This window comes from Fundidesulfovibrio sp. (assembly GCF_058402725.1).
The window spans coordinates 1-4,996 of the sequence record NZ_JBZVFJ010000196.1; the positions used below are offsets into that span (position 1 = coordinate 1).

The 4,996-nt window shown below is 70.2% G+C and carries 4 protein-coding genes and 1 CRISPR repeat array; all 4 genes read right to left on the bottom strand.

The genetic code is table 11. The features are described 5' to 3' along the window. Positions 1–106: 106 nt before the first annotated feature. Positions 107–1,318 (bottom strand): MFS transporter, encoded by a 1,212-nt coding sequence (locus ACV4UX_RS17165; RefSeq protein ID WP_491594503.1) that lies wholly within the window; start codon positions 1,316–1,318, stop codon positions 107–109. Continuing rightward, on the bottom strand, positions 1,315–2,424 hold the full coding sequence (hisC, locus tag ACV4UX_RS17170; protein ID WP_491594504.1) for a histidinol-phosphate transaminase: 1,110 nt from the start codon (positions 2,422–2,424) through the stop codon (positions 1,315–1,317). The genes ACV4UX_RS17165 and hisC overlap by 4 nt, the downstream gene beginning before the upstream one ends. Further along, the gene (locus ACV4UX_RS17175) at positions 2,408–3,715 is read right to left on the bottom strand and encodes a hypothetical protein (protein ID WP_491594505.1); all 1,308 of its coding nucleotides are present in this window, start codon (positions 3,713–3,715) and stop codon (positions 2,408–2,410) included. Before ACV4UX_RS17175 ends, hisC begins: the two co-directional genes overlap by 17 nt. A gap of 241 nt (positions 3,716–3,956) precedes the next feature. Then, positions 3,957–4,193, bottom strand: a complete 237-nt coding sequence (locus ACV4UX_RS17180) for a hypothetical protein (protein WP_491594506.1) — start codon at positions 4,191–4,193, stop codon at positions 3,957–3,959. A 382-nt stretch (positions 4,194–4,575) separates the two neighbouring features. Then, positions 4,576–4,970: direct repeats of the CRISPR family, unit length 29 nt; unit sequence CGGATCATCCCCGCGCACGCGGGGAACAC. Positions 4,971–4,996: the final 26 nt, after the last annotated feature.

Sequence of the window (4,996 nt, forward strand, 5' to 3'; positions counted from 1 at the left end):
GTGGGGGGGTGTGTCTGCTTACACGGGGGGCGTGTTTGGGGGGGGAGAAGAAAACCCCAGGACCGGAACCGGTGGGACGAGAGAACCGGGCCGGGTCGGCTGCGGCTCAGTGCGGCGCGTTCTTCCCGGCGCGCAGCTCCCGCGCGGCCAGGGGCAGGAACAGGAGCGCCGCCCCCGCCGCGCAGGCCGCGCTCACGCCGAACAACGCCCCGAAGCCCCCGGACCCCGCCAGCAGCGCGCCGCCCGCCAGCGGACCCAGCACATACCCGGCGTCCATCATGAAGAGCATCAGGTTCATGTTCATGCCCCTCAGATGCGCGGGCGACTCCAGGAACATGGCGGCGTTGGCCAGGGGCAGGGCCACGCCCAGACACGCGCCGTAGAGCCCGGCCAGGGCCAGGAAGGGCGCGGCGCTCTCGGCCAACGGAAACAGCGCCATGCACGCGCCGAGAACCATCAGGGCCGCCAGCGCGGCCGTGCGTCTGGGGAGCCTGTCGTAATATGGCCCGGCCAGCACCCGCACGGCGATGGAAGCGGCGGTGGACACCGTGAAGAAAAGCCCCGGATCGGCCAGACCCAGGGTGAGGGCGTAGGGCTTGACGAAGAAGAACACCTGGGTGGTGGCCGCGAACACCAGGAGGTTCGCGCCCAGCAGCAGCAGGACCGACGGCCTGCCCAGGTTCTCCAGGATGTCCGCGCGCGAGGGGCCGTGGCGTTCCTCGCGGGCGAAGGCCTTGCGCCCCAGGCGCTTGCCGAGGGGAACCATGAGCGCCAGGGCGGGAAGGGTCAGAAGCGCCGTCCAGGCGTAGGCCCGGGCCTCGTCCCCCACTTGCGGCAGGAGCCATTCGGTCAGGGGGGGCATGAGGGCGTAGGGGACCAGCGACGAGAGCGAGAAGTAGCCGAACGCCCGGCCCGATATCTTCGGGGGCACGGTGCGCGCCAGGAGCGCCATCACCGCGCTCACCAGGCACACGAAAGCGAGCCCGTGGAAGACGCGCACCGCCAGAAGCTCCGGCACGGAGTGCGCCAACTGGTAGCAGGGCAGGGCGAGCCCCAGCCCCGCCAGGGAGAGGCGCGCCAGCAGGAGGGCGCGCCGCGCGGTGACGAGCACGCTCAGGAAGGGCCGGACCGCCAGCGCGGCCAGGGGCTCGGCCGCGATCACGGCTCCGCGCCAGGCGGGGTCCACGCCCAGGCGCTCCAGCCAGCTGGCCAGCCCGTAGAACACGGCGATGCTGCAGAACCCTAAGGCGGCCGCCAGGGTGAGCACCGCGAAATCGTAGGTGAACAGGCGCTGCTGCCCGTCGTCGGGAGTGCTCATGGGCGGTCCAGGGCCTTGCGCAGGGCCTTGGCGAAGGCCTCCATGGCCTCCTCCCCGGCCAGCGTGACCCGGATCCAGTTGGGGAAGCGGAAGCTCGTCATGGTGCGCACCATCACGCCCTGGCGCATGAGCAGGCGGTGGAGCAGGGTGTCCGGCATGGGAACGCGCGCCATGATGAAGTTGCCCTCGCCCGAGACGTGCTCCAGGCCCAGGGAGTCGAACACGCCGCGCAGACGGGCGCGCGCCTGGGCCACCAGGGCGCGGGTGGCCTCCACGTGTTCCGCGCCGTGCTCCACGGCCGCCTGTGCGGCCAGCTGCCCCGGCGTGTTGACCGAATAGACCAGGTGCGTGCGCCGCACGATGTCCACAGCCTCGGCCGAGCCGCACAGATACCCCACCCGGAAGGCCGCCAGGCCGTACATCTTGGAAAAGGTCCTGAACACGAGCACGTTGGGATGGCGCTCCAGCGCCTCCATGCCGTCGGGGAAGTCCGGCGAGGCCACGAATTCGCGGTAGGCCTCGTCCAGCACCACCACGGCCCGCCCGGCCACCCCGTCCAGGAAGCGCTCCAGCGCGGCCTTGTCCCACCAGGAACCCGTGGGGTTGTTGGGGTTGCACACGAAGACGATCTTTGTCTTCTCCGTCACGGCCGCGAGCATGGCCCCGGGGTCCAGGGCGTGGTCCCTGAGGGGGACGAGCCTGGCCTCGATGCCGGAAAACGCGGCCACCCACTCGTAGACGGCGAAGGTCTTGTCCGCCGTGACGATGGCGTCCCCGGGCTGGCAGAAGGCCTTGATCACCGAGGTGATCACCTCGCAGGAGCCGTTGCCCACCAGGAAGCGCGAGGGGTCCTTGCCGAAGCTTCGGCCCAGGGCCTCGCGCAGGAAGTGGCTGTCGCCCTGGGGGTAGACGGCCCCCCGGGCTGGCTCGAAGGCCGCCAGAGCCTCGCGCGCGGCGGGCGGCGGCCCCAGGGCGTTCTCGTTGTTGTTCAGGCGCAGGAGCCTTTCCACCCCGTACTGACGCATGAGAACCTCGTCCGGACGGCTGGGGACGTAGCTCTCGAAGTTCAGGACGTGGGAGGGCGCGAGGTCAGTCAGCCTGCTCATGCTGGAGCACCAGGAGGTCCGAGCGGCCCGCGAAGGGCAGCACGAGCCTCGGGCGGAATCCGGCCAGGGCGGCGGGACCGGCCAGGGCGGCCTCCCAGGCGCGGGAGAGGTCGAGGTAGAGCAGGATGTTCGCCGCGCCCTTGTCCGCAAGCGCCCTGGCGTGAGCGCGGAGGTTTTCGGGCGCGTCGGCCCCGTCCAGCAGGGGCTTGAGCGTCGCCAGCCCCTTGTTCTTGTCCAGGTTCACCGAGAAGAGCGAGCGTTCGCGCTCCCAGGCTTCGGGGGATTGGGCGGGGAGGATGTCGCGGCACATGGCCAGGCGGTCGTAGGCCGCGCGCAGGAAGTCCGCCGACTCCGGGGCGGCCCAGACCGCCTCGCCCGCGTCCTCGCGCAGGTGGCGGTAGAGCACGGGTTGGCGCTGCAGGCCGTCGGGGCCGTGGAAAGCGAGCTCCCCCAGGGGCTCGAAGTAGCCCGGAGGAACGTCCTGGGTGGCCCGTTCGCTGAAGACGATGTCCGCCTTCTCGCGGGCCACGGCCGAGAGGAAGGCGTCCGCCAGGAGTCGGGCCACCTGCGGACCGTCCCCGGACGGCGCGAAGACGAACGGCCCGGAAAAGGCCAGGCCCCTTTCTCCGGACCGGGACCAGCACAAAAGCCCCGCCGGGCGGGACGCTCCGTCCTGGGCCAGGACGTTCCGGAACCGGCCGGCCCGGCTCATGTCGGCGAACTTCCCGGGCGTCCGGAAGCTGGCCGGGCAGTGCCGGGCGGGGTAGCGGGCGTAGGCCAGGGCGGCGGCGCGCAGGAGCAGGTCCGGATCGTCCTCCGCGCGGACGCGGTAGGGGGGGCGCACCGGGACGCAGCCCTGGAGGGAATCCATGGCCGGATAGGCCTTGTCCACCTCGGCGTGCAGGACGAAGGAGCCGTCGCCCTCGCTTTCGAGGCGGAAGCGGTCGGCCACGCGTCCGGCCAGGATCAGGCTCAGGGGTTCGCCGTCGTCCCCCGCGCCCGTGGGTGTGGGGGGGCAGCAGGCGTTGAGCGCGCCCAGGCAGAGCCCCTCGGCCCGGAAGCGGATGGAGGCGCGGGTCTGATAGGCGTTGCCCGTGAGCGCCACGCGGACGGGGCCGTGATCCGGCAGGGCCTTGGCCAGGTAGAGGAAGAACTCCTCGACGGCCAGCTGGAAGCGCATCTGCTCGCGGGGAGCCATCGCGCGCGAGCGGGCCAGGGCCTCGGCGGCGGTGGTCAGAACGCGGGCGTAGCCCGGGTCGGGGGGGATTTCCAGGGAGAGCGTGGTGTCCATTGCAGCCGCCGTGTTCGAGGTCGCTGGCGGCCCGGGCTCCTGGCCCGGGGAAAACCGCCGCGCCGCAAGCATAGCCCGATCCCGGCGGCGAGGCAAACCGTGAGCGGCCAGGGTCGTACCGGGGCCTGCGGCCACATGGGTCACTCCGCGCGGCGAGCCCCGGGGACAAGAACGCTTGCGGAAAGTTTGTCCTGTTCCGGAACCGCTGTTGCTGTCCGGCTTCAGCAAGAAGGGTGGTGGCTCACCTGCATTTGATCACGATGGTCGTCATATGCTCCCCAGGGCCGCCGCTCTGGTCGAGGAGTTGGTAGCCTTTGCGCCCGCAGATGGCCCCGGCCCTGTCATAGCATGGGTTCATGCCGTCGCACTCGATTTTGTACGCCTCTGATCCATCGCCCATGTAGATGTGTTTGCTTGATGACGATGAGCATCCAGAAGATACAAGGATGAAGGAGAACATGATGAGGATCGTTTTCATGCTGGTGGCTCGCTTGCAGTTGTCGTGTTGGGCAAGAGCATGTTGAGAGTGGCGTCCTTGTTGCTGAGGACCGTCATGTCTGAAACGCCCTTCCCGGTCTGTCCCCCCCCGGATGCTTCGGGGACTTCCCGAGGCGAGGGATACCTGTTTTCCATGTTTTTGTCCCCCCCTGCATTCACGCTCGCCGCGCGCTTCGTGGCCAGCGGGAGCAGTTGCCCCGAATGGGGACCTTGGAGCCCGTGGCGGGCTTGCGCCTCCCCGCGTTGACGGGGCATGCCGCTGAAGCGCCGACGCTGCGCGGAGATCGCCTGCTCGCTGACGGCGCGCCCCGTGGCAACCGGCGGCGCCTGATCACGGTCAGCCTCTCGCAGAGCGCCTGCCCCGGATCATCCCCGCGCACGCGGGGAACACTCCAATTCCTTGAGCATGGATTCGAGGTCGTGCGGATCATCCCCGCGCACGCGGGGAACACCAGCCGACGAGCAGGCGGGGTCATCCCCCGGCCGGATCATCCCCGCGCACGCGGGGAACACGCTATCTGCCGGGTGCTCATGCAGTCGCGGCCCGGATCATCCCCGCGCACGCGGGGAACACGCGAAAGACGGCTCATCCGTGAGCGCCGTGACCGGATCATCCCCGCGCACGCGGGGAACACAAGAAGACCACCGGGCGTGACCTCATCAAGGGCGGATCATCCCCGCGCACGCGGGGAACACGCAGTCGAGGAGTTCCGGCAATTTGCCAGCGACGGATCATCCCCGCGCACGCGGGGAACACTTCTGGGGTTGGTGGTTGTCCCGGCG